Raw genomic sequence first — 25598 nt, 5'->3', positions numbered from 1 at the left:
TAAAGGATCTTATAATTTATATTATTTTGCTTTGCTATCTTTAAATTTAAAATTTTCAGGAACTTCATTGAATCCATTACTAAATAATGCGCTCTTCTTATTATTGTATTTAGTATTCATAACTTCTCTATAAGATCTTCCTAATTGTTGATCTTTTCCACCACCATATATCAAGTCATATTGACCTAAATTATATTCACCAAATAAACCTTTGTAATTATAACCATTTGATCTGAATGTGGCTGCTAATCCAGTTTTTGCAATATTATTAGCTGCATGATATACAGCTAATAATTTATTATCTTTTGTTCTAACACTTGATCCACTAGCCCCACCAGCTGGTGCATAAAATCTTGGTAATATTTCTAAACCATAGTTAAAGTATTTCTTTGATTGTCCATTATTTTTTTCATTTAATGTATATAGCTTTTTACCAACTCTATGTGCTGCTAAAAATGCATCAGTTAATCCTGGTTTATCAATAAATGATCTATATCCAATTTGATATGATAAGAAATTTCCTTTTTCTAATTCATCTTTACTAAATGAACTAGTATAACCTTCTTTATTAGCAAGTTTTTTATAATATTTAGATTCACTATTTACTCATAATGAAAAATCATATTTTTTAGTACTTAATTGAGTACGATCTTCATATTGATCTAAATAATAATCTTCATTTGCTGTTGGATAACCAACTATGTATAGACTTTCTAGTTTTTTATATTCTTCTAATTCACTAGAATTATTCTTATCAAAATCTAGTTTTCTGTCATATTTATCATAATAAGTTTTATCTAGCAATGAATCAGAAACAAATTGAACTTTTTTAGAATTATTACCTGCATAGTCATTAGTAATATTAGAAATTAATTTATCTTTATCAGTTTCATAACCAGAAGTTATATCTCTAGATTCAGTTCAAACTGTATGAGTATATTCACTATCATTTAATAGCTTTGAAAAATCGACTTCAATAACAGCAAAATCTGCAAATATTCCAGCATCTTTATATTTTTCTTTTTGCTTATCTTCAAGCATTTTTAATGGATTTGATTCCTCTTTTATAAAATCAGTTGCATGAAAAATTGTAGTAATTGCATCAGTTATTTTTTTACTATTTTTTGGAGTAAATACAAATTTAGTAAAGTTTTTATCATAACCATTTAAATTAAATGTTTGACCAACACTAATATTTGAATTTAATCTAGTTAATGATACTGATAATAAATCATCTTTAAGTGCTTTAGCAACGTGAGAATTTGTTCCAAAATAGAACTTAGTTGGATTTTTGCCACCATTTTCAGTTAAATAATCCATTATTCACATTGTTCCTGATTCAGAAGCTTGAAATTTCTTTAATTCTTTTTTCTTTTTATATTCTTGAATTTGTTTTTGTTGTCATTTAACTAAACCATCTTTGCCTAATTTAGATATCTCATCTTTATCTTTTTTATATTTTGACTCCAATTCATTTTTTTGTTTTTGAAGATTATCTATTATACCTGTATTTTCTCTATTAGTAGTTGCTATTTGTTTATCTATTTGTCCAGATTCATCTTCAAAATTCAATTTTAACTGTTTTAGTTGAATATCGATGTAATTTTTAATTTGCTTATCATCTCATGATTCAAATAATTTTATATTATCTTCAGCTTCTTCGATTTCAGTAGCATAATCTTTATGAGCTGTAAAACTTACTTGAAAAGTTTGAATAGCAGCAGTTTTATATGTTTCATTTGGAATGGTTCTAGCTAAACCATTAGTTTTAAATCTATCTCTTCCTAATGAATCAACTGTTGAAGGACCTTTATTTATTTCAGGACCATCATTAATTTGTAATCCTTTTACAGCACCTTTATCATCATAAACTGGTAAAGTAAATCCTTTTAATGCAGCGTTATAATAAGTATCAAAATTACTTTCATTAGCTTTTTGATCAAACTTAATGATATGTTCTTTGCTAGTTTCTAAACCTCTATATGTTTTTAAATTAATAGGTTTATCAGGACTAATTTGACCTTCTAATGAATTTATATATTTTTCATTATCATATTTAAATCTATCTTTTTGGCTTTTATTAGAATATGAATCAAACCCACCAACACCATCAAAATAACTTATAGTATTAACAGAACTACTTCTAAAAGGATCAACTACTCCCTTTTTATTTAACCCACTAACTATAAAATTTATAGTTTTAGTTGTATTTGTCTTATTATTTTTAAATTCAACATAAAGTCTTACACTACTTGATAATTCATTATTATTTAGATCATTATTTATAGTTGTAACTTCTGCACGAATTTGACCTTTATAACTACCTTTAAATATAATTTCAACTTGGCTTTTTTCTAACTGACTAGGTATGACATCACCTTTATTAATATAAGAACCTCTAGAATCTTTAAACTTAAGATCAGCATATTTTAAAAGATCTTCTTCAGATTTAATAGAATCAACTACTTTTAAAAACTCATTATCATCAATAGATTTTGGTGATGATTTTGTTGAAGTACAAGCAACTAATAAAGTTAAAGGTAATGCTAAAGTTGTTGAAGATAATAATACTAATAATTTATTCACACGTTTCATAAAATATTATTTCCTTTTATTATGTAAATTCTCTTCCATTAGATACATTTACATTAAATCCTCATTGTCTTAATTGGTTTTGTAATTCAGTAGCTCCAGATTCAACTTCAACTATGCGTGGTCTTCCTTTAAAACTTTCACCATATTCAAAGTATTTGCTTAGATATTCTCTACCTTTATCAGTAATTGTACCTTGTCCAGTTATTTTAATACTTGTTGTTTCATTACCATTACTAAAGTAAATTTTTGGTTTTTCAAGATTTCCTTCACCAGTTGATAAATGTTCTAAGTTTGCATTATTTAATTCTTCAACTGATATATTAAATGCTGAACCAGTATTATATAAAGTTAATTCTGTAATTTTTCTTGATCTATTTGATGAATTATATTCATCATCAAATCTTAATCCTCTTAATGATCTAATTTTTGGTATTCTTGTAAAATCTAGTCCAGTTGGATAACTATTTTCTCCTAATGATTTATCAGGACTAAGTCCTGGACCAAATCCCCCTTGAAAGAATGGTTCATTGTTTCTAGCATAATAAACCATTCTTAAACCATCATTAATTCGGTCATATTTACCATCTTGAAAGTCTTTTTCATCAAATGCTAATGTGTTAAAAGTAATTCTAGTTGTAATTTTTGCATATTTAGAATATTCAGCACTCACATTATAATCAATTGTATTTATTCAAGTAGTATTTCTTAAAGCTAATGGATTATATGATCATGATCTTCTTAAAGAATTACCATTTGTGTATAAAGATAATTCTTTAATTTTTTTATTTTCTAAAGCAATTAAACTGGCTGTATTTGTTGCTTTATCTGAAAAGAATAATTCTAATTGCGGAATTTCATCAGGAAGTTCAGAAAGAATATCTATAAAGTTTTGAGATGAATTAACTTCACCCATATTTTTAATTCGATATGAGGTAATTTTTTGATTTTTTTCTTTAAACTTTTTAATCAATTCTTTAGTTTTACCATAAGCATAATCTTGAGAAACATCAATTTCTAAAACTAAACCAGAATTAATTTTATCTTTAGCATTAGTATGTTTATCTCTTGTTAATTCACTAATTGTGATTCCCTTTTTTTCTTCAAAACCATATGTAGATGCATAATTACTAGTTACATCTTTTTTAGTTCATCCAGGATAATTTCCACTTTCAATAGAATCAGAAGATCTATTATAATATTGGTCATAATCAAAAACTCTATATGTAGAATTATCTTTTTGTAATCTTGATGTTACTGTATTATATGCATCAGGTGGCCCTCATCCATGAGAATCAATTTCACCATTTTCATTAATAAAAGCACTTCTTGGTGAAATTGTTAAACCTTCTTTTAAATATTTTTCTGAAGTTGAAGCAATTTTAGTAAATTTAGAATGATCTAAATTATTAATTAATCAAAGATATTCTTGTGTTTTAGTTTTAAATTCACCTTTTAGTTTAGGATATTGTATTTTTGCTTCTGGTTTCAAATATTCTATTACATTTTTAGAATCTAATAATCTTTTATAACGTTCAATACTTGAGTTAAAAAAATCTGAATTTTGTTTTGAAATAGCTTCTAGATTTTCTAGGGCCTTATGAATATTACCTTTATTTTCTTCAATTTCTCTAGAAATGACATTAGTTAGTGTATTTTGAAATAATCCAGCACCTTTATCATAACCTTCACCACCAGTTAATGAATTTTTAACAACACTATCTCTTAATGCTTGTGTTACTTCAATACTTAATATTTTTTCAACTATATGATTTTGATAGGGTCTAGTTGGATTAGCAATATTTCTAGATTTGTCTTGATCATGAACAATAAATCCAGGAGGTGCTTCAATTTCAGCGTTAACTGTAACTCCATTTATAACAATTTGAGATTTTACTTTAGCTCTACTTGGTTTATTTATAGTAGTTTCAGGCTTAATAATTTCTGGTTTTGTTTCTGGTTTTGCAGCATCTATTTTTTCATCTTTTTTAACTGTAGGAATAACTAATTTTTCAATATTTTTATCAGTTTCTCTAATAATTCTTTCATGATTTGGTTTTAGTTTATTATCTCTATTTGAAACTATTGCATCATCAATCGGATTATTTATTGGGGTTAATTCAGCATCAGTTATTCCATTTGAAGAAGTTTCAAAAGAAATATTAGCATCTGAAATAGAATAATAAATTACTGATCCAAATGATAAAGAAGTAACTAAACTAGCAACTAAAGTATACATTAAAATCTTATTCTTTTTCTTTTTTAAAAAATACACTTTTATTCTCCTTAGAAATAAAATATAGTTTTTCTTTTTGTTTAGCATTTTATAATAATATAAAAAATTAAAAAAAAAATAACATAAGCTAACTTAAGATTATTTTAAAGTATTTTTTTTATATATTCAATATTAAAATTTTAATTAAAAAATCCTTTAGTAATTAGCTAAAGGATCTTATAATTTATATTATTTTGCTTTGCTATCTTTAAATTTAAAATTTTCAGGAACTTCATTGAATCCATTACTAAATAATGCGCTCTTCTTATTATTGTATTTAGTATTCATAACTTCTCTATAAGATCTTCCTAATTGTTGATCTTTTCCACCACCATAAATTAAATCATATTGACCTAATTTATAATTACCAAATAGATTATTATAATCATACCCATTAGATCTAAATACAGCAGCTAAACCAGTTTTTGCAACATAATTTGCTGCGTGAAATACTGCAATTAATTTATTATCTTTTGTTCTAACACTAGACCCAGAAGCTCCACCAGCTGGCGCATAAAATCTTGGTAGTATTTCTAATCCATAATTAAAGTAATGTTTAACTTTCTTTTCTTTTTCATCATAAAGTGTATATAAATCATTACCGATTCTATGAACTGCTAAAAATGCATCAGTTAATCCTGGTTTATCTATAAATGATCTATATCCAATTTGATATGATAAGAAATTTCCTTTTTCTAGTTCATAATCTTTAAATGAACTAGTATAACCTTCTTTTTTCACTATATTTTTATAATATTTATATTCACTATTTACTCATAATGAAAAATCATATTTTTGGTAATCTAATTGCTTTTGGTCATAGTATTTTTCTAAATAATGATCTTCTTTTGAAGAAGGATAACCTAAAATATAAAAACTATTTAAATCTTTATAGTTTTTTACATCTTCAGGTTTGTTATGATTAAAATCAAGTTTTCTATCAAATGTATTATAGAATTGATCTTCTAACAGCGAATTAGATTCAAATTGAACTTTAGATTTACTATTTTGATAATCATTAGTAATTTTTTTAATTAATCCTTCTTGATCACTTGGAGATTTATCAGAAATTTCAATTTTTTCATTTCAAATATAACGTTTGTAATCATCTGTTTTTAATAGTTTTTTAAAATCTATTTCAATAACAGCAAAATCAGCAAATATTCCAGCATCTTTATATTTTTCTTTTTGTTCTTTTTCTAGCAATTCAACTGGGCTACTTTCTTTTTTTATAAAGTCAGTTGCATGATAAATAGCAGTAACAGCATTACTAATTTTGCTTTTATTTTCTTGTGCTTCAAATGTAAAAGTTGTAAAGTTTTTATCAAAACTATTTATATTAAAAGTTTGACCTACATTTATATCAGAATTAATTCTAGTTAATGACACTGAAATTAGATCATTTTTTATAGCTTTAGCAACATGTGAATTTGTTCCAAAATAAAACTTGGTTGGAGTTTTACCACTATCTTCAGTAAGATAGTCCATTATTCACATAGTTCCAGATTCAGAAGTTTGAAAAATCTTTTCTTCTTTTTTCCTTTTATATTTTTCAATTTCTTCTTTTTGTCATTGAACTAATTCATCTTTTTTTAAAGAAGATAATCTTGCTTTTTCTTTTTCATAATCCTTTTTTAATTGTTCTTTTTTATCATTAAATCCTTTAATTACTGTAGTTAACTCAGGATCAGTTGTAGCAATATCTTTTTCTACTAAATTTAAGTCATATTTAAGATTTTGTTCTAATTGTCATAATTGTCTAGCAATATATTGCTTGATTTGATCATCAGTTCATCTTTCAAATAATTTTATATAATATTCAGCCTCAGCTATTTCTTGAGCATAATCTTTTCAACCTTTAAAACTTACTTGAAAAGTTTGAATAGCAGCTGTCTTATATATTTCATTTGGTATAGTTCTAGCTAGTCCATTAGTTTTTGCTTTTTCAATTCTACCTAGTGAATCAATTGGCGAAGGACCTTTTATAGTCTCTGAAGCATCATTGATTTTCAATCCATCAACTTTACCATCTTTATAAACAGGTAAGGTAAATCCCTTTAATGCAGCATTATAATAACTATCAAAATTGCTTGATTCAGCTTGTTTATCAAAGTTTTTAATATCATTAGCACTAGATTCTAATCCTCTAAATCTTTTTAAATCAATAGAGCCTTTAGATCCACCAAATTCAGATTCTAGTCTAGAAATGTATTTATCATTATCAAATTTAAATCTTTCTTTTTGACTATTATTTGTATATTTAGTATAACCTGTTTCACCACCAAAATAAGCTAATTCATCAATTACTTTATGACCAGATCTATCAACTGTATTTTTAGTATTTAAACCAGTTATTTTAAAACTTTTGGTTTTTGATTTATTTGTTGAAACATTTTTAAATTCAATAAAAATGGTAGCATCATTTACTACAGAAAATGGATTATCAGAATGTTCGATTTTTATATTAGTAACCCTAGCATTAACTTGTTTTTCATATCTATTTTTAAAAGTGATTGATATATCATTATTACTTAATCTTGTAGGTAAAACACTTTCTTTATTAATCAAATCACCTGATGGATCTTTAAACTTAATATCAGCATACTTTAGAATATCATTTTCATTATTAATAGAATCAACTAAATTTATAAACTCATTGTCATTTAAAGGTTTATTAGTAGTTTTTCTAGTTGATGGTTTACAAGAAACAAGTAAAGTAAGTGGAATAAGTAAAGTTGATGAAGAAATTAACATTAATAATTTATTAAATTTTTTCATTATTTATCTTTCCTTTAAAATTAAGTAAATGATCTAGTACTTGAATCTGAAACACTATACCCTCATGATTTTAATTGTTCTTTTAATTGATTTGAACTTGAATCAACTTGAATTTGTTTACCAGCAAATTTTAAGCTTTCACTATATTCAAAGTATTTTTCAAGATTTTTTCTACCTGATTCAGATAACTCACTAGTTCCTTTAATTCTTATTCCTTTAGTTGAACTTCCATTGCTAAAGTTAATTTTTGGTTTTTCAGGACTTCCTTCTCCAGTTGATAGATGTTCTAAATTAGCTTTATCTAATTCATCTGCAGATATTTCAAAAAAGTCTTCGTTATTATATAAAGTTAATTCAGTAATTTTTCTAGATTTATTTGATGAATCATATTCATCATGAAAAATTAAACCTCTTAATGATTTAATACCTGTTACTCTAGAAAAGTCTAATTTAGATGGATAACTATTATCTCCTAATTTTTTATCAGGAGTAAGTCCAGGACCAAATGCTCCTTGGAAAAATGGTTCATTGTTTCTTGCATAATAAACCATTCTTAATCCATCATTGATTCTTTGATAATTTTGATCATTTTTATAATCATCTTTATCAAAAGCTAATGTATTAAAAGTGATTCTTGTTGATATTTTTTCGTGCTTAGGATAATCATAACTAACATTGTAATCTAAATTGTTAATATATGTTGTATTTCTAAAGGATAACGGATTATATGATCAAGAATTTCTTAATGAATTTCCATTAGTAAATAAAGATAATTCTTTAATTTTTTTATTTTCTAAAGCAATTAGACTGGCTGTATTTGTTGCTTTATCTGAAAAGAATAGCTCTAGTTGTGGAATTTCTTCAGGAAGTTCATCTAGTATTTGTTTAAAACTTTGAGAGGTATCAACATCACCCATATTTTTAATTCTATAGGAAGTGATTTTTTCAGTATGACCTTTAAATTGTTTGATTAAATTTTGAGCTTTTTTATATGCATTTGGATTAGAAACATCTAATTCTAAAACTAAACCAGTATTTATTTTTCCTGTTGATTCAGTTTGTTTTTCTCTAGTTAATCTACTTATTGTAATTCCTTCTCCATCAGAAAAATTAAACTTACTTGTAAATTCAGAAGTTACATTTTCTTTTTTTCAACCAGGAAAATTGCCACTATCAATATCTCCAGGACTTCTTGTTTGTCATGCATCATAGTCAAAAACTCTATAAGTTGAATTATCTCTTTGCATTCTAGAAGTTACAGTATTATATTCTCCAGGTGGACCTCATGAATAAGAGTCAATTTCTCCATTCTCGTTAATAAAAGCATTTCTTGGTGAAATTGTTAAACCTTCTTTTAGATATTTTTCTGATCTAGAAGCTATTGTAGTGAATTTTTTTTGATCTAAATTATGAATTAATCAAATGTATTCTTGTGTTTTAGTTTTGAATTTACCTTTTAATTCTGGATATTCTTTTTGACCTTTTTCAGTTAAAAATTCTGACACTCTAGAAGAATCTAATAATTTTTGATAGCGTTCTATATTATTTTTAAAAAATTCTGAATTAACTTTTCCAATTGCTTCTAATGTTTCTAAAGCCTTTATCACATCTGAAGCATCTTTCAGCTCACTATCAAATACCTGCATTAATGTGTTATTAAATAAGCCTGCGCCTCTATCTTCATGACCGTCAGGAGCAGATAATGCATTATTTAAAACACTCTTTCTCAATTCATCAGTTACTTCAATACTAATAATTTTACCAACTGTATGATTTTGATAAGGCTTAGTAGGATTTGTTATTTTTCTATCTATATCTTGTTTATGAACATGAAAACCTGGAGGTCCTTCAATCTCAGCTTCAACACTTACTCCATTTATTGTAATCCTAGTTTTTGATCTACTAGTAGTTTGTCTAACTGCTGGACTATCAGGTTTATTGATTTCAGGCTTAGGTTGAACTTTTGCTACATCTTGTTCTTTTTCTTTTTTAACAGGAATTATTAATTTATCTTCTTTAGTCTTATCAGATTTCTTTAATGACTTTTCTGAACTTGGTTTTAATTTATTATCTCTATTTGAGATTAGTGCATCATTGGTTGCATTATTAATTGGAGTTAATTCAGCATCAGTTATTCCATTTGAAGAAGTTTCAAAAGAAATATTAGCATCTGAAATAGAATAATAGATTACTGAACCAAATGATAAAGAAGTAGTTAAACTAGCTATTAATGCATACATTAAAATCTTGTTTTTTTTCTTTTTTAAAAAATACACCATTATTCTCCTTGAATAGAATTTAATTTATATTACTAATTTGTTATTTAACTATAATATTTTAAAGCATTTTTTTTTCATATACAATAAATTAGTCATTTTATAAGTAATGAAAAATAAAAAAAATGTTAATATATCAAGATATACTTAAAATACATATCATTATAAATAATTTATTCAGTAAAGTTTTGAGCAATGAAAAAGTTGAAGTATATTTAATTCATTCGATATTGTATAAATATTTCTTATCAACCAATTTAAAATCTATTAGAAACTAAAAAAATAACAAGCACTAAGCAATTTTGTTAAATGAATTGATGATAAAAAACAAATTAAAAATACAATTATTAGTGGCAGTGTCTAATAACTAAACAATTTAATAACTATATTGAACTGTTATAAGCGGTGTTATATTTTATTTAATTACAACTCAAAAACGCTACTATGATATTATTAATGATTTAAATGAATAACTAATTAATGTCTTATAATGTAACTAAAAATATTTTTTAAGCTAATTCAATCACTAAAAAATAGAAAACCTTATTTTATTAACTTCAAATTCTTTGATATATTTTATCTTTATATTAAAAAAGTTCTTAATGAACTTCTAACTTATTTAATATTTAAATTTTAATATAGTATCCTTCATATTCATAAGATTTAACTATACTTTTTATAAAAGTTTTTCTATCATTAATTTTATCTGTTAAATGTTTTTTTAATAGTTCTTTTAATTCAGCTGGATTAACAGTTGATCTAATCATAGCTGAAAGATAGCTATATTTATCAATAAACTCTCAATTAACTACTAACTTTAATCTTTTTTTTAATATTAAATCTAATCAAATTCTAGTTGATCTACCATTACCTTCTCTAAATGGATGACAAATATTCATTTCAACATATTTGTTAATAATCTCATCAAAAGTATTTTCAGGTAGTTTATCTATTTTTTTTAAATTATCATCTAAAAATAATAAAGAAGCAAACATAAAATTATTTTTTGAAATATTAACTTTTCTCATTTCTCCAGCAAAATCAAATACATCTTGAAAAATATATTTATGAATTTGTTGTAAACCTTTTTATGTTCCAATTTCAAAAGTAGAGATAATATCTTTATCTCATAATTCTTGACAACGTTTTTTAGAAAGTTCGATTTCATATTCTTTTTCAATAAAATTTAATTTCATAATAAATCTCTTTTTAAAACAAATATCTCATAAACAAATTATATAGTTTATATAAAAATAAATTATTCTTTTATATTTCTAATTCATTAATTTGTAATACTCTCTTGTTTTTATTTTTATTAATAAATACTTAAGATATTTTAAATCTTTTAGTTTTTTAAAAACTACTATTAGTTAATCCTAATAACTGTTTTAATTAATAACTAAAAAATAAAAGATTTTATAAATAGTTTTATATAATCAAAATATGGAAAATACAATAACTAATTTAACTGATATTGAAAATCTATTAACACTTGATTATGATACTTGTGTTGTTTTTTTGCTAATAAAATATGGAGAAGTTAAAGGTAATTATATTGTATATAGTAGATTTTTTAACACTATAAGTGAGAACTTAGAAATTAAAAAGTCTTGATATGGCTTAGAAATACATCATATAGATGAAGATAAAATTCCTAATTTATCATCAAAAGAAAATAGAGAATTATATATAAATGAACAAAAATCTGATCGTTTAGTTTATTGTAATTTAATTGAACATTTAGTTTTACATATAAAAATTTATCAAAAAACTAAAAACAATTTATCTAAAAACGGAATTAGGTTATTGATTAGAAAAATTAATGACTATTATTCTTATCATGAATTTGAAGATGATAGAAACAAGTTGTTTTTTCACTCAGTTAAAGATAAAAAACTAGATTATTTTAAATGTCTAGCTTATATTAATGATCATAAAATTTTAAATGGAAAGAACTGATTTGCTTGCTCTTTATTAGAAGATAAACATAATAATTTATATCAATTAAGTATTTTATATGATGAAATTGATGCTTATTTAAAAGCAAGAATTTTACCAAAAGAAGTTGATGATAATATTAACTTACCACCAACTTTTAAACTAAATAAACTTTATGATTTAGATCATTATTTAAAACAAAGAAAAAGATTACTTGAACAACAAAAAGCTTTTCAAAAATTTAATCAACAATCTCAAGAAAATAAAAATAATGATAAGTGTCGTCCTACTAATAGTTCATATAAACCAAGTATTTGATCTAAATATAAATGAGAATTTATTTTGATCTTTTTAATTTTAATTATGATCATATTTATTGTTTTTATAATTACTCATTAAAAAAGGACTTAAATAATTTTAAGTCCTTTTTATTTTCTACTATAGTTTAATCCCATTAAATTTTGTACTTTATTAAGTTTTTTATTAGCAATATGTCTAGCTTTATTAGCACCAAGTTCTAATCATTGTTCAACTTGTTTTGAATTATATAGTTCTTTAAATTTTGTTTGAATTGGGATAATTTCATCAATTAAAGCTTGAGTTACATCATCTTTTAAATCTTTATAGTTTTTATTTTTTCAATGTTGTTCAGCTTGTTTAATTGAAATATTTTTTAACTGACAATAAATAGTAATTAAATTAGAAACTCCAGGTTTATTAATCAAATCATATTTAATTAAATTTTCTGAATCAGTAACTGCTGCTTTAATTTTTGTCTTAATTTCATCAATTGAATCTAATAAAGTAATTATTGATTTTGGATTATCACTAGATTTGCTCATTTTTTTACTAGGATCTTGAAGATCCATAATTTTAATTTCACTATTAATTAAAGGTTCTGGAATTTTAAACATTTCTCCATATTTATTATTCATTCTAATAGCAATATCTCTAGTAATTTCAATGTGTTGTTTTTGATCAATTCCAACTGGTACATATTTTGGATCATATAATAAAATGTCTGCTGCCATTAAAGCTGGATAAGTAAATAGACCTGTTGGAATATATCCTCTTCCATTAATTGATTCAGCTTTTAAAGATTTGTCTTTAAATTGAGTCATTCTAGATAATTCACCCATACTAGTGTTAGTTGTTAAAATTCAACCCAATTGAGCATGTTCTAAAACATCTGATTGTAAAAAAATAGTAGTCTTATTAATATCTAATCCACAAGCAAAATATAAAGCAGCAATTTCTTTAATGTTTTTTTTCAATTTTTCTTTTTCTTGAGGTAGTGTAATTGCATGCAAATTAGCAATAAAAATAAATAAATCATATTCATTTTGATATTTTATAAAACGTTTTACAACTCCTAAGTAATTACCCAAAGTCATAGTTCCACTTGGAGTAATTCCTGAAACCATTATTTCTTTTTTCATATTTTTTCTCCTAAAAAGTAGTTGGTTAATATTATTCTATAAGAGAAATTGATTAAATAAAAATACTAAATCAATCTTGATGTTTTTAACTAAAACTAAATATTATCATCTCAAATTAATATAATATAATATTAAAAATAAAGAAATGAGGACTATTATGACTAAACATGAAATAATTAATGAATTATTAGAAAAAAATAATGCTGATGCCATTCTTTTATATTCTCCTGAAAACAGATATTGATTTTCTAAATTTCACTCTTCTTTAGGTTATTTAATTATTAGTAGAACTGAAAGTCATTTATTTTTAGATGGAAGATATATAACTGCTGCAAAAAATAGTAAAGAAATTAATAAAGATGTTCAATTACATCATTTTTCAAGAAGTTTAAAAGATGATTTAATTGAAATTTTAAATAAAAATAATATTAAAACTTTAGCATTTGAATCTGATTGAACTTATTTTAGTCAATATGAAGCATATAAAAATCATTGATTTAAAGACTTTAATTTAGTAGGAATTAATTGTTCAAAAATGAGAATGATTAAAGATGAATGAGAAATAGCAAATATTAAAAAAGCTTGTGATATTACAGATCAAGTATTTCAAGCAGCACTAGATTTTATAAAACCAGGAATTAGTGAAAAACAATTACAAAGATTTATTGATGATAAATTTTTAGAATTTGGTGCAGATAAAATTAGTTTTGACACTATTATTGCAAGTGGTGTAAATGGAAGTATGCCTCATGCTGTTCCTAGTGAAAAAATTATTCAAAATAATGAATTAATTACTATTGATATGGGTTGTTTTTATAATGGATATTGTTCAGATCAAACAAGAACAATTGCAATTGGTGATGTTGATCCAAAATTAATTGAAATTTATAATATCGTTTATGAAGCTCAAAGTTTAGGAATTAGTTTAGTTAAAGAAGGAGTAATTGCTGGAGATATTCATAAACAAGTTTATGATTATATTGACAAAAAAGGATATGGAAAATATTTTGATCATGGACTTGGACATGGAATTGGTGTAGAAATTCATGAAGAACCAAGTGTTGGTTCAATAGGTGGTGAAGTCTTAAAAGAAAATATGACTATTACTATTGAACCAGGAATTTATATTCCAAATCTTGGAGGAGTAAGAATTGAAGATGATGTTTTAGTAACTAAAACTGGATGCAAACTACTAACTTCATCACCAAGAATTTTAATAAAATTACAAAAATAAATTAATAATTTATAATATTAGTACTTATAGTTAAAATTACTTACAACTATAACTATGATTATTTAAACAGTGAACAAAATTAATTAAGGACACTAATTTAAGTGTTCTTTTTTATTTTTATCTTTTACTTATAAGCTAAACTAAAAATATCTAGTAAGATGATAAAATATAATCTAGTTAGAAAGACAAATTAGATATGAATACAATTACTACTAAAGATGAAAATAGTATTAAACAAATTAAAAAAAATTTAAAAGCAAGATTAATTTCAGCAACTGTTTTAGTATTGTTATTAGGTTTTTATTTAGCCTTTCCAATATTGTATTATTTTACTAATAATAGTTCTTTTCATCTTTTAACTGCTTATAATTTAATCTCACTAATTTTAAGTAGTGCTGTTTTATTTTTATCAATAAGAGAATTATTAATTTCATTTGACATAAAAAATCTTGACCAAAAGTTATTTCTTGAAATTTTAACAGTAGTTTTGTTTTGAATTCCTTTTAGTAGTATTGAATCTAAAATTCCAGTTTATAATAATTTAAACTTAAAAGAATATTGATATTTAATAATAATTGGTATTATTTTATATTTATTTTTAACAACATTTTTTTTAATGAAGTTTTGTAATAAAAACATTATTCAAGTAACTAAAATTTTATTTGTTTTATTAATTATGGTTTTTGCTTTTAAAGCAATTAACTTTTTAGGTTTTTTAAAAACAAATGATGTTATATTATATGGATTTAGTTCAATTATTTGAATTTGAGCAACTATTATTCTAACAGATAGTTTTGCTTATTTATTTGGTATTAGATTTGGTAGACATAAACTAGCTCCAATTATTAGTCCTAAAAAAAGTTGAGAAGGAGCAATTGGTGGATTTTTTTTAAGTACTATAATTAACTTAATTTGAGTTTTAACAATCTTTTTTGTTCCTTGGACAAGAAATTTTGCTCCTTTTATAGGAATGTTTGATTTACTTTTAAATAATAATGTTACTTTAATGTTATTAGTCTATATTTTTTTAACTATTTTAGTTTCTTTATTTACTCAATTTGGAGACTTAGTTTTTAGTTATATTAAAAGAAGTATAGATATTAAAGATTTTTCTAATTTAATTCCAGGACATGGTGGAATTTTAGATAGATTAGATTCGTTTTATTTTGTATTTTTTATAATTTATATAATTCTACATATTAGTCTAACTTTTAATAGAATATAGGAGGTTTTATGCAAACAAAAATACTAAATATCTTTAAAAAATTAGATATTGAATTAAGTGAAACTGATTATATTTATTTTAAAGATGCTATTTTAGTAGAAACTCCTAGAATTTCTAAAATTAAAAACAAAGGTTATTTGCATATTCAAATTAAAGACTTTTTACCAATAGAAGTTTTAAAACAAATTAATAATAAGTTAAAAAATAATAAGTATTTTAATTTTAAATTAATACTTAATGTAGAAAATCAAGATATTAATAAGCAACTAATTATTCAATATTTAGAATTTATTAAAATGTATAAATCTTTATTTAATAATCGAGTTTCTTGAAAATTATTAGATATTTATAATTTTGACTTAATAAATAATCAATTAATTTTTACAGTAAGTAGTCAAACAACTAAAAATGATATTAGTCAAGAATTAGATTATTGTTTAGCTAAATTAAACCAATTTGGGTTTAAAAATCTTAGCTATTTAATAAATGTTAAAGAAATTAGTTTAGATGCTTTAGATCAGCAAGAACAAAAATATAGTACAAATATTGAACAACAAATAGTAATTAAACAAGTTGAAAAAAAACCAAGTTTACCTACTAATAGTTATAAAAATAAAAGAACTAATTTAGATAAACCTAGTTATCAGTCATTACTAGATGTTGAAGATGATGCACAAAACATTGTAATTCAAGGTGTTGTGATTAATAAAGAGTTTAAATTATCAAAAACAGGTAGAAAGATTTTTTATATAGATATAACTGACTATCAATCATCAATTAGATGTATGTATTTTGCAAAAAGTGATGCATTATGTGAGTTTGATGATTTAACTGATGAACAATTAAATTCTAAAAATGTTGAAGAAATTAAAGAAAGTAAAATAAAAATAAATGATTGAATTAGTGTTAAAGGAAAAACTAGTTTATCTTTATATGATCAAGAACAAATTTTTTATATTGATGATTTTAAAAAAATTAATAAACAAATTATAAGTAGAACTGATGATGCTAAAACTAAACGTGTTGAACTGCATGCTCATACTAAAATGAGTGTAATGGATGGAGTTAGTGATCCAATTGATTATTTAGAACTAATTAGTAATTGAAATCACAAAGCAATTGCTTTTACAGATCATACTAACGTACAAGCTTTTCCAGATATTTATAAAGCTTTAAATTCAGTTAATAAAAAGCGTGATGATCAGAATAAAATTAAAGCTATTTATGGTTTAGAAATCAATATGCTAAATAATGATTTATGGTATGTTAAAAATCCTAAAAACCAAAATTTAAAAGATGCTAAAATGGTCTTTTTTGACTTAGAAACTACTGGACTAAGTCCTGAATTAGATGAAATTATTGAATTTGGAGCTATTGAATATAACTTTAAAACTGGTGAAAGAAAAAAAATAGATATTTTAATTAAACCAAAAGCAAAATTAAAAGACTTTACTAAAAAACTAACTAATATAAATGAAGAAATGTTAGAAAATAAACCGGGAATTGAAGTTGCTTTTAAACAAATTAATCAAATAATAAAAGATGCTATTTTAGTTGCTCATAATGCCAATTTTGACTATACTTTTTTATCACATTGATCTCAAAAATTAGGTTATGGAAAATTAGAAAACACTATTATTGATACTTTAACAATCTCAAGAATTATTTATCCTGAATTAAAGTCACATAGATTAGGTTCACTAGCAAAAAGAGTAAATATTTCATATGATCCAAGTGTTGCTCACCGTGGAGATTATGATGCTGATATATTAGCTGATATTTATGAAAGAATGCTAGATGAAACTAGAAAAAAAACTAAAATCACAATCGATAGTGATTGAGATAAAATAAATCCTTTAAATAATATCGATAATCTAAATTATCACAAAAATAAAGGTTTTCATACAAACATTTTAGTTAAAAACCAAGCAGGATTAAAAGAGTTATATAAATTAGTAACAAAATCACATACTACTAATTTTTATTCATCTCCAAAAATTTTTAAAAGTGATTTAATTGAAGTTAAAAAAAATAATAATTTATTATTTGGTTCAAGTTGTGTTAATAGTGAAATTTTTGAACTAGCTAGAACTAGTACACTTGAAAATTTAAAACAAGCAATTAGTTTTTATGATTATATTGAAATTCAACCAATTAGTGTTTATAAAAATTTATTACAAAATGATTCATTAGATTTAGATCAATTAAAACAAGTAATTACAAATATTATTAATATAGCAAAACAAGAAAATAAACTAATTATAGCAAGCAGTGATTGTCATTATACAAATCCTGAACTAAAACAAATTAGAGAAGTTTATATTAATGCTAAAGGACTTGGTGGAATTAGACATCCATTATTTGATTTTAATAACAAAGTTAAAGATTATCCTGATCAATATTTAAGAACAACTAATGAAATGTTAGAAGAATTTAGTTGATTAGAAGATGAAAACTTAATTTATGAAATAGTTGTTATTAACTCTAATAAAATTAATGAAATGATTGACATTAATGTCATTCCTATTAAAGATGGATTATTTACTCCAAAAATTGCTAATGTTAATGAAAAATTAAAAGATAAATGTTATCAAACAGCAAAACAAATGTATGGAGAAAATTTACCAGATATTGTTGAAAAAAGATTAGAAAAAGAATTAGGTTCAATTACAAAACATGGATTTGCTATTGTTTATTGAATTTCTCATTTATTAGTTAAACAATCATATGATGATGGATATTTAGTAGGATCACGTGGTTCAGTTGGTTCATCATTTGTAGCAACTATGGCTCAAATTACAGAAGTTAATCCTTTAAAAGCTCATTATAGATGTTTAAATTGCAAATATTCAGATTTTGATACTGATCCAACTTATAAATGTGGATATGATTTACCTACAAAAAATTGTCCTAATTGTAATCAAAAACTAATTGGGGATGGTCATGATATTCCATTTGAAACTTTTTTAGGTTTTGATGGTGATAAAGTTCCAGATATTGATTTAAATTTTTCTGGAGAATATCAAAACCAAGCTCATAATTTCACTAAAAAAATGTTTGGTGAAAATAATGTTTTTAGAGCAGGAACAATTTCAACAGTTGCTGAAAAAACAGCTTTTGGTTATGTAAAAACTTATTTTGAAGAAACTAAAAAAGATACAAATTTACCAAGAAAAACCGAAATTAATAGATTAGCAAAACTAGCTCAAGGAGTAAAAAGGACAACTGGTCAACATCCAGGTGGAATTATTATTCTACCAAATGAGTATGAAATTGAAGATTTTACTCCAGTTAATTATCCAGCTGATGATTTAAGTTCAACTTGAAAAACAACTCATTTTGATTTTCATTCAATTCATGATAATTTATTAAAAATGGATATTCTAGGTCATGATGATCCAACTGCTTTAAGAATGCTAAGAGATTTGACAAATATTGATCCAATTACTATTCCAACAGATGATAAAAATGTTTATTCATTATTTTCATCTTTACAGGCTTTAAATTTAACTTCAGATAAAATTAATGATGAAATCACTGGAGCTATTGGAATACCTGAATTTGGGACTGGTTTTGTTAGAAATATGTTAAGAGAAACAAAACCAAAAACTTTTGCAGATCTAGTACAAATCTCTGGTCTTTCACATGGTACTGATGTTTGGTTAGGTAATGCTAGAGATTTAATTAAAGATAATAAAGCTAATATTTCTACAGTTATTGGATGTAGAGATGATATTATGGTTTATTTAATAAACATAGGATTAGAAAGTTCCTTGGCTTTTATGATTATGGAATCAGTTAGAAAAGGTAAAGGATTAAAAAAAGAATGAATTGATATTATGAAAAAACATAATATTCCTGACTGATATATTGATTCTTGTTTAAAAATTAAATATATGTTTCCAAAAGCACATGCTACTGCTTATGTATTAATGGCTTATAGAATTGCTTGATATAAAATTTATTATCCAACTGAATATTATGCAACTTATTTATCTACAAAAGCTGATGTTTTTGATTTAAAAACAGCTCTTGGTGGCTATGAATCAGTCTTATTAAAACTAAAATCTCAACAGCAAAAAGTAAAAAATGGAGAAAAGCTTTCTAAAAAAGAAGAAGATTTAGAAGTTGTGTATGAAGTTTTATTAGAAATGTTTGCTAGAAATATTAAATTTAGTAATATTGATTTTGAAAAATCTGAAGCTACTAAATTTAAAGTAGATGTTTTAAATGATAATACTAAAATTATTATTCCACCATTTAATGTGATTGATTCACTAGGAGAAGCAGTGGCACTTTCTATAATTAATGCTAGAAATACAAAACCAATCACTTCAGTTAATGATTTAAAAAACAGAACACAAACTACACAAACTCAAATTAAAATTTTTGAAGAATTTAATATTTTAGACTCATTATCAGTTGATGAACAATTAACTTTTGATTTCTAATAGAAAGATAATATGCAAAAAGAATATATAAAAGAATTGATGATAGATAGAAAAAGCGCACGTGATTTTGATCCTAATCAAAAAATTAGTGATGGAGATTTAAAAATAATTTTAACTGCTATGAGAATGTCTCCTAGTGCTTTTAATTTAATGAACTTAAGATTGTTAATTATTGATAGAGATTGTAGTTTTAAATCTGAACTTAGTCCGTTATTTTATAATCAATTAAATTTTATTAATGCTGATAAAGTAATTTTGTTTGTTTCTGATAAAGCTAATAAAATTTTAAATCATACTATTAATAAAACTGTTAATAAAATGTTTAATGAAAATCAAATTGAAATTGCTAATAAGTTTAAAAATAATGTAATTAATGCTACAAATAGATTAGCTCAATTAAATGAATTAGATCATTGAAGTAAAACAACAGCTCATATTGCTGCTGGAATAGCTACAGTAGCCGCTGCTAGTTTAAATGTTGATAGTTGTATAATTGGTGGTTTTAATGCTAAAGTGTTAGAAAGTTTTTTTATTGACAAACAATATATAGTTGAAGATGAACAAATAGTTTTAACAATGAGTTTTGGTTATATGAATAAATCAATTAAACCTAAACCAAAAATTAGAATTGATGAAAATGAATATATTACTTTTATCAAATAATTTGAAAACACTAATATAAGCATATATAATTTATATGTATTAAAAATAATATATAAAGCTAAAAGCAAGGTTTTTAATACCTTGCTTTATTTTTTCTAAACTAAGGAGTGTTATGAAGGATTTTGAATCAATAAAGTTTCAAATTAATGAATTAGTTAATAAAGAATTAGAAGTTTTAAATTTAAAAGTTTATGAGATTAATAATCTTAAAGAATTTGAAAACGACATGATTCAAATACTAGTAGAAGATGCTTTACAAGCTAATAAACCATTAGATTTTGATATTTTAATAAAAGCAAATGATCTAGTTTCAAACAAAATTGATCAAATAATTAAAACAAATCAAAAATACTTATTAGAAATTTCAAGCAGTGGAATAGAAAAACAAATTAGAAGTCAAGAAGAACTAATAAAAGCTTTAGATCAGTGAGTTTATGTACAACTAAATAATGAAATAAAAAAAGTTAAAGAATTTGAAGGTTATTTAACTAAATACAATAATGATACTGATACATTTAGTTTTTTATTTTTTATAAAAGGTCAAAAAAAGACTTTAGATGTTATGTGAAAAAACATTAAATTTATAAGATATGCAGTTAGATTTTAAGGAGATATATGCTAAACGGAACAGAACTATTAGAATCAATTAAGTTAATAGAAAAAGAAAAGGGAATTAGTAAAGAAAGTATTATAAATGGTCTTAAAGAAGGATTACAAAAAGCTTATGAGAGATTTTATGATACTGATGCAATTATTAAAATTGATATTAATGAAAAAACAGGATCAATTACTATGCATCAAGAACTAAAAGTAGTTGAAGAACTTGATGATGATTGACTAGAAATCACACTACAAAAAGCAAAATTACAAAACCCAAATGCTCAAATTGGAGATATCATTTATAAACCAATTGAATTTAGCGAAGAATTTTCAAGAATGGTAGTTAACCAAGTAAGACAAATTTTTCAACAAAAAATTAGAGAAGCTGAAAGAGCAAGAATTTATGAACAATTTATAAGTTTAGAAGGTGAAGTTGTTCAAGCTAAAGTAGTGGGAATGAATAGAGAAAATAATTATGTTCTAGATATTAATGGAACAACTGCTTATTTGTGAAAAAATAAAACTATTAATAATGAAATTTTTCAAATAAATGAAATTATTGATGTTTATATTGAAGTTGTTGAAAAAGAAAGTAAATTATCACAAATCGCTATTTCAAGAACTGCTCCTGCTTTTTTAACAAAATTAATTGAAAGAGAAGTTCCAGAAGTAAGAATGGGAATTGTTGAAATAAAAGCTGTAAGTCGTGAACCTGGAAAACGTTCAAAAGTTGCCGTAGTTACTCATAATCAAAATGTTGAACCAATTGGAGCTATTATTGGAGTTGGTGGTAATAGAATTAATAGAATTAGTGATATTTTAAAGGGTGAAAAAATTGATGTTATTAGATGAAGTGATGATCAAATAACTTATTTAATTAATGCAATGACTCCTGTTAAAGTAATTTCAATTAATAAAATTGGTGATGAATATGATATTGTTGTTCCTGATTCTCAACTATCACTAGCTATTGGAAAACAAGGGATTACTGCTAAACTAATTGCTAGCTTATTAAAAACTAAAATTAATATTTTTTCTTATTCAATTGCTTTAAAAGAAAATATGGATATTTTATGAAATGGTGATACTACAAAACAAGAAGTTAAAACTAATTCATACATTCCTAAAACTAAAATATCTAAAAAAGAAGAAAAAATAGTTAATACTGTTGTTAAAAAACCTGTAAAGAGAAGAGAAGAAAATATTATTGATGTTGATGCATTAATGGCTTTTCAAGCTGAGGTTGAACAAGAACAAGATGCAAAGATTTATGAAGAAGACAGCCAAGACTTAGTCAATGATAAAGATCAAATAAATAGTAATAAAGCTAAAACAATCATTAATGTTATTAAAGATAAAGATGATGAAGTAGTTAAAGTTGAAGTTGAAACAGATGATACAGTTGTTAATATTACAACTAATAATAATATTCTTATAAAAGATGAATTAAAAAATGATGAAGTTAAAACAGACACTAAACCAAATCTAACTAAAGTTGAAATATCAAAACCTAGTTCTAAAAAGCAAAAACACAAAGAAGAATTAAATATTGATTTCAATTTAGAAAATGAACCAGATATTGATGAAATTGATGCAAATCTAAAAGCATTTAATGATGCGATTTTAAAACAAGAAGACGAAGAAGATATTGATATTGATTCATTAGATGATTATGACAAATACTATGATTAATAAAAATAAAAATCTAAGAAAAGATATCGCTTCAAATCAAATGTTAGAAAAACATCAATTAATTAGAATTGTTAAAAATAAAAATGATGAGATTTTTATTGATACTACTTATAAAGCTAACGGTAGAGGTGTGTATCTAAAACCAGATTTAAATAGCTTAAAAATAGCAAGAGAAAAAAATTTGATTGCAAAAAGTTTAAAATCAAAAATAGATGTATCTATTTATGATCAACTAGAAGAATTTATTAATGCAAAAAGATAAATTACTAAAAGCTATTGGAATGGCATACACTTCTAATAACCTAATAACTGGATTTAAATTATTAGAACAAATAAAATTAAATAAAATTAAGTTTGTGATTTTAAGTTCAGATATGGGATTAGCACAAAAAAAGAAATATATTGATAAATGTCTTTCAAGAAATATCGAATGTGTTTTTAATGTTTTAACAAAACAAGAATTATCTAAAGCATGTGGAAAAGATATTTTAGTAGCTATAGGATTAAAAGATGAAAACTTTATAAAGTTGATTAAATCCAACTTATAGATAGAATGGAGTATATGATATGAAAAAACCAGTCAAAAATATAAAAAAACAAAAAGCTCAAAATCAAACAAAAAATATTAAAAAACAATTAAAAGAAGAAGTTAATATAGGCTTAATTGATGGGATTTTTGTTTATACAGAACCACTATCAATACTAGAATTTGCTACTAAAATTAATAAACCAGTAACTGTAATTTTAAAACACTACTTTAATCAAGGTCTATTATTAAATCAAAACACACTTCTAACTGAAGAGCAAATGGGTGAATTGTGTTTAGAATTTGGTTTTGATTTTAAAAAAGAAACATCAGTAACTAAAGAAAATATTTTAGAAACTTTATTAGATACTGTTGATGATGAAAAACATTTAAAAGAAAGACCACCAATTGTCACAATTATGGGGCATGTTGATCATGGAAAAACCACTTTATTAGATTCAATTAAAAATTCTAATGTTGTAGCTAGTGAGGCTGGAGGAATTACTCAAGCGATTGGTGCTTATCAAATTATTACTAAAAATAATAAAAAGATTACATTTATTGATACTCCTGGTCATGAGGCATTTACTGAAATGAGAAGTAGAGGGGCTAATGTAACTGATATTGTAGTTTTAATAGTTGCTGCTGATGATGGAGTAATGCCACAAACTGAAGAAGCTATTGATCATGCTAAATTAGCAAATGTTCCAATTATTGTTTTTATTAATAAAATCGATAAACCTGGATCTGATCCAAATAGAGTAAAAACTGAATTAATGAAGTATGGTTTAGTTGCTGAAGAATTTGGTGGAGATATTCCATTTATTGAAGGATCAGCTATTAAAAAAATTAATTTAGACAAATTAGAAGATACTATTATTCTAATTTCTGAATTAGAAAACTTAAAAGCAAACCCAGATAGATTTGCTTCTGGAGTTGTTTTAGAAGCTCACTTAGATAAAGCAAAAGGTCCAGTTGCTTCAGTTTTGGTTCAACAAGGAACATTAGAAATTAAAGATATTATGGTAGTTGGAACTACATTTGGATCAATCAAACATATTGAAGATGAATTTAAACATAAAGTTTTAAAAGCTGAACCAAGTAAACCAGTTGTTGTTTATGGGTTAAATCAAGTTCCAAAAGCAGGAGACAAATTTGTTGTCATTAATGATGAAAAAATGGCTCGTGAAATTTCTGAAGCTCAATTAAAAAAACAACAAGAAGAAGAAAGAAGAACTAAACAAGCATTTACTTTAGATGCAATTAAACAACATATTGATGAAGGAGAACTAAAAAATATTACTTTAATTATTAAAGCTGACACTCAAGGAAGTGTTGAAGCTTTAAAAAGTTCTTTATCAAAAATTAATATTTCTGGTGTAAAAATTAATATTATTAGAGCTAGTGTTGGAGCTATTTCACTTTCAGATATTTCTTTAGCTTCAACAGTTAGAGATGGTTTAGTAATTGTTTATGGATTTAATGTAAGACCTGATGCAATAGTTAGAAAAAAAGCAGAAGAAGATCGAATTGAAATTAGATTACATAACATTATTTATAAATTAATTGAAGAACTAGAAGATGCTGCTAAAGGAATTTTAGATCCTGAAATTAAAGAAGTTGTTTTAGGACAAGCACAAGTAAGAGCTTTATTTAGACATTCAGCAATTGGAACTATTGGTGGATTTTATGTAGTTGATGGTACTATTACAAGAAATGCCAAAATCAGAGTAATTAGAAATGGCTTTGTTGTTTATGATGGAGAAATTAATTCATTACAACATCAAAAACAAGATGCCAAAGAAGTTAAAGCAGGCTTTGAAGGTGGATTGACTATTAAAAACTTTAATGATATTAAAGAAGGCGATATATTTGAAGCTTATAAACTTGAACAAGTTAAGTAATTAAA

16 protein-coding genes are annotated in these 25598 nt (G+C 24.1%); 10 read left to right on the top strand and 6 right to left on the bottom strand.

The genetic code is table 4. From position 1 onward, the window contains the following. Positions 1 to 21 precede the first annotated feature (21 nt). The 5 genes from mip (MSB_RS01765) to MSB_RS01745 form a co-directional block, all read right to left on the bottom strand. Positions 22 to 2595, bottom strand: coding sequence for an Ig-specific serine endopeptidase MIP (mip, locus tag MSB_RS01765; RefSeq protein ID WP_013447666.1), 2574 nt, complete (start codon positions 2593 to 2595; stop codon positions 22 to 24). Positions 2596 to 2614: 19 nt separating this feature from the next. Further along, entirely contained in the window at positions 2615 to 4867 is a 2253-nt protein-coding gene (locus tag MSB_RS01760; protein WP_013447665.1) for a putative immunoglobulin-blocking virulence protein, read from the bottom strand. A gap of 189 nt (positions 4868 to 5056) precedes the next feature. Then, a complete protein-coding gene (mip, locus tag MSB_RS01755) occupies positions 5057 to 7645 on the bottom strand; it encodes an Ig-specific serine endopeptidase MIP (RefSeq protein ID WP_013447664.1) in 2589 nt (862 codons plus the stop codon). A gap of 20 nt (positions 7646 to 7665) precedes the next feature. Next, a complete protein-coding gene (locus MSB_RS01750; RefSeq protein WP_041362503.1) occupies positions 7666 to 9921 on the bottom strand; it encodes a putative immunoglobulin-blocking virulence protein in 2256 nt (751 codons plus the stop codon). A 626-nt stretch (positions 9922 to 10547) separates the two neighbouring features. Further along, positions 10548 to 10994: a Fic/DOC family protein gene (locus tag MSB_RS01745; RefSeq protein WP_456298998.1), complete on the bottom strand. Its 447-nt coding sequence runs from the start codon at positions 10992 to 10994 to the stop codon at positions 10548 to 10550. A 370-nt stretch (positions 10995 to 11364) separates the two neighbouring features. On the opposite strand from MSB_RS01745, the gene MSB_RS01740 reads away from it, so the two are divergent. Next, positions 11365 to 12258, top strand: coding sequence for a hypothetical protein (locus MSB_RS01740; protein WP_013447661.1), 894 nt, complete (start codon positions 11365 to 11367; stop codon positions 12256 to 12258). Positions 12259 to 12287: 29 nt separating this feature from the next. On the opposite strand, the gene trpS is transcribed toward MSB_RS01740, so the two are convergent. After that, a complete protein-coding gene (trpS, locus tag MSB_RS01735) occupies positions 12288 to 13298 on the bottom strand; it encodes a tryptophan--tRNA ligase (RefSeq protein WP_013447660.1) in 1011 nt (336 codons plus the stop codon). A 157-nt stretch (positions 13299 to 13455) separates the two neighbouring features. Here trpS and MSB_RS01730 point away from each other — a divergent pair, with 157 nt between their 5' ends. The 9 genes from MSB_RS01730 (at position 13456) to infB (ending at position 25593) form a co-directional block, all read left to right on the top strand. Beyond that, positions 13456 to 14532 carry a M24 family metallopeptidase gene (locus MSB_RS01730; RefSeq protein ID WP_013447659.1) on the top strand — a complete coding sequence of 359 codons (1077 nt, stop codon included), beginning with the start codon at positions 13456 to 13458 and terminating at the stop codon, positions 14530 to 14532. Between the two features lie 196 nt (positions 14533 to 14728). Further along, positions 14729 to 15757, top strand: coding sequence for a phosphatidate cytidylyltransferase (locus MSB_RS01725; RefSeq protein ID WP_013447658.1), 1029 nt, complete (start codon positions 14729 to 14731; stop codon positions 15755 to 15757). 8 nt (positions 15758 to 15765) lie between these two features. Further along, a complete protein-coding gene (locus MSB_RS01720) occupies positions 15766 to 20208 on the top strand; it encodes a PolC-type DNA polymerase III (protein ID WP_013447657.1) in 4443 nt (1480 codons plus the stop codon). Positions 20209 to 20220: 12 nt separating this feature from the next. After that, complete coding sequence (locus tag MSB_RS01715) at positions 20221 to 20871, top strand: nitroreductase family protein (protein ID WP_013447656.1); 651 nt, start codon at positions 20221 to 20223, stop codon at positions 20869 to 20871. Between the two features lie 112 nt (positions 20872 to 20983). After that, positions 20984 to 21478, top strand: a complete 495-nt coding sequence (gene rimP / locus MSB_RS01710) for a ribosome maturation factor RimP (RefSeq protein WP_013447655.1) — start codon at positions 20984 to 20986, stop codon at positions 21476 to 21478. A gap of 8 nt (positions 21479 to 21486) precedes the next feature. Then, positions 21487 to 23163, top strand: a complete 1677-nt coding sequence (nusA, locus tag MSB_RS01705) for a transcription termination factor NusA (RefSeq protein WP_013447654.1) — start codon at positions 21487 to 21489, stop codon at positions 23161 to 23163. Next, positions 23138 to 23425, top strand: a complete 288-nt coding sequence (rnpM, locus tag MSB_RS01700) for an RNase P modulator RnpM (protein ID WP_011387220.1) — start codon at positions 23138 to 23140, stop codon at positions 23423 to 23425. The genes nusA and rnpM overlap by 26 nt, the downstream gene beginning before the upstream one ends. Then, positions 23412 to 23711: a L7Ae/L30e/S12e/Gadd45 family ribosomal protein gene (locus MSB_RS01695; protein ID WP_011387219.1), complete on the top strand. Its 300-nt coding sequence runs from the start codon at positions 23412 to 23414 to the stop codon at positions 23709 to 23711. The genes rnpM and MSB_RS01695 overlap by 14 nt, the downstream gene beginning before the upstream one ends. A gap of 19 nt (positions 23712 to 23730) precedes the next feature. Beyond that, entirely contained in the window at positions 23731 to 25593 is a 1863-nt protein-coding gene (infB, locus tag MSB_RS01690; RefSeq protein ID WP_013447652.1) for a translation initiation factor IF-2, read from the top strand. The last annotated feature ends 5 nt before the right edge of the window (positions 25594 to 25598 follow it).

Source organism: Mycoplasma leachii PG50, assembly GCF_000183365.1.
Taxonomy (GTDB): Bacteria; Bacillota_I; Bacilli_A; order Mycoplasmatales; family Mycoplasmataceae; genus Mycoplasma; species Mycoplasma leachii.
Note: the sequence above shows the minus strand (reverse complement) of the source record. Positions and strands in the feature narration are given on the sequence as shown.